The organism is Psychromonas hadalis ATCC BAA-638 (genome assembly GCF_000420245.1).
Lineage (GTDB): Bacteria > Pseudomonadota > Gammaproteobacteria > Enterobacterales > Psychromonadaceae > Psychromonas > Psychromonas hadalis.
The window spans coordinates 1-2,407 of sequence record NZ_ATUO01000279.1; the positions used below are offsets into that span (position 1 = coordinate 1).

Sequence of the window (2,407 nt, forward strand, 5' to 3'; positions counted from 1 at the left end):
ACCAATCTACGTCGTTATAAAATTTCGACTTAGAATAACTAGGCTTCAATTTTATGCCTACTATCTTGATACAATTTGCCTTGCTGACTTTGCATCTTGAAGTATCACGGGTATATCCATGTTATCTCAAGGTGTTTTAACAGGCACAAGCTAGGTCACTCACACCCTCTGCATAGTTATAAAATTCTGATATAGCACGACGAGGCTTTTATTTATGCTTCGCATCTTGAAGTATTATGTAAATGTCGCTGATCTACTAATAAAAATTAATATGAGAATCACTCTATAAAATGTAGTGATAAATGTGAGAGAGATCGAATAAAAGTGATTTTGTTCTTTTAGATGAAAATTGGCCAGAATACCAGTAAATAGTATATGAAAATGTGTCAACAATACGATTAAAACCTTTGCTTTATTCACGTTTTAATCACAGAAAAACCATGTTTTTTGAGATTTTATAAAACCAGTTTTTTTAGGGTTTAGTTTTCTTTACAAATAAATAGCGTGGCAGCTAATAATGAATAGCTTGATGTTGTTGTGCATAATGTTGATGCTAGTCGGACTGTATTTGATAATGTAATGGCTTTTTCTGGTGGGCGTTGTTTGTATTTCAACTTTTAGGATGATTTTCTAGCTTGGGCGTATTTATCTGTCTTACGATGACTTCGTCTTTTTTTCGACTGAAAACCTGACTTTTAATTATTGTCCATAACCATCCCAAACGCTATTAATAAGTTCAATCGTTATTGTTTTTTTACTCTTTTTAAATGTTCATAACTTACTTTTAAAGGGGAGGGAGGAGCCACTTTTTTATTATCTTATTAGTTAGCTATACAGTACATAACTGCACACTAAACCGGTACTTTGTGAGCATCTCTAATTACTCATCATAATGATTGACATAAAGTTGAATCAGGCCAGTACTCCACATCAAAAAAACAAGCCGTAAGTCAATCAATGCCCGATATTTGTTTGTGATATTAAATAAACATAAACACATGGACCTCATCGTGCTTGGGAAATTGCTTGTTCTGAAATGAAATTATCTCAGCTCAACTTATTTAGTTAAAATGATTTTTATTGCTCTTTAATATATTTTGTTTTTAGTGTTAATTATTTGATTTTTGCTATGTTTCCATCGTAAATTTGTTTTGCTAGTGTGATACCAAGACAACTCTTGTCTTGTAAAGTTCAGTGAACTTTATATTTTTTAAATGAAAAGTAGGTTTCAAATGAAAAAAACATTACTAGCTATCACTATCCCTGCATTATTTATCGCCAATTCTGTATCTGCTACTGAGCTATACAGCGATGAAGTTAATACTTTTTCAGTTGGTGGTCATATCTCTGCAGGTTTAACGGGTTCAGACGAAGGCGATACGGGTGTCAATTCAGTTGCTCCACGTATTAATTTTGGTGCAACGCGTGACCTAGGTAATGGATTTACAGCTGACGCTCTGGTTGAGTGGAGCATTAACATGGAAGGTGGTGAGCAAGCGCTTAGCACTCGTTTAGGTTACCTTGGTTTAGCACATGATGTTTACGGTCGTGCTGCCATCGGTACACAATGGGCACCAACATTCGATGTTACGGGTGTTGCAGATATGCCTATCGCATTTGCTAATGATTTTTTATACTCTAGCGATATGGGTAGTGCAGGTACTGCACGTGCTGATGATATGGTCAGTTACCGTAACAGCTTTGATTTTTCTGATAATATGTCATTAAATCTCGGCTTAGGTTGGCAAGGTGTTCAAGAAGATTATGATGCACGTTACCAAGTTGCCTTATCGTTTGATTTCGCTAAGTTCTCTGTCGGTGTTGCTTACAACACCGGTGATGTTGAATATACAACAAATACAGAAACGGCAACCATGGCAAATGTATCTGCTAAATACGGCTCATATGGTCAAGGTTTGTATGTAGCGGCTGTTTACGGTCAAAATGATTGGGTTTACCGTTCTGGTTCAGAAAATGCATATGAAGAAACGACTGATGCTGAATTCATTGTGGCTTACGCATTTGCAAATAGCATTAATGTAAGTCTTAACTATGAGTCATCAACAGATGAAAAAAAGAGTGAAACACTATACAGCCAGTCTGCTTTACAAGTTGAATACAACTTCTTACCAAACGTAGTAGGTTATGTTGGTTACCAAGTTGACTTAGGTAACGACATCAATGTTGCTGAAGATAATATTTGGATGATCGGTGGACGTATCTACCTATAATTTAATTTGAGCAACACTGCTTTTGATAAATTATAACGTTAAGGGAGAAGCTTAGTTTCTCCCTTTTTTATTGATTTTATAATAATACCATTCCGCATAATATTGTGATCAGGGCTTGTTGAGGAAAAATGATGAAGAGCAAGGCGCATGATTGAGTAATAGCTAGCTATTGCGAT

The 2,407-nt window shown here is 35.5% G+C and carries 1 protein-coding gene; it reads left to right on the plus strand.

The window, feature by feature from the left end:
* Positions 1–1,232 precede the first annotated feature (1,232 nt).
* On the plus strand, positions 1,233–2,231 hold the full coding sequence (locus G322_RS0118740) for a porin (protein ID WP_022943203.1): 999 nt from the start codon (positions 1,233–1,235) through the stop codon (positions 2,229–2,231).
* The last annotated feature ends 176 nt before the right edge of the window (positions 2,232–2,407 follow it).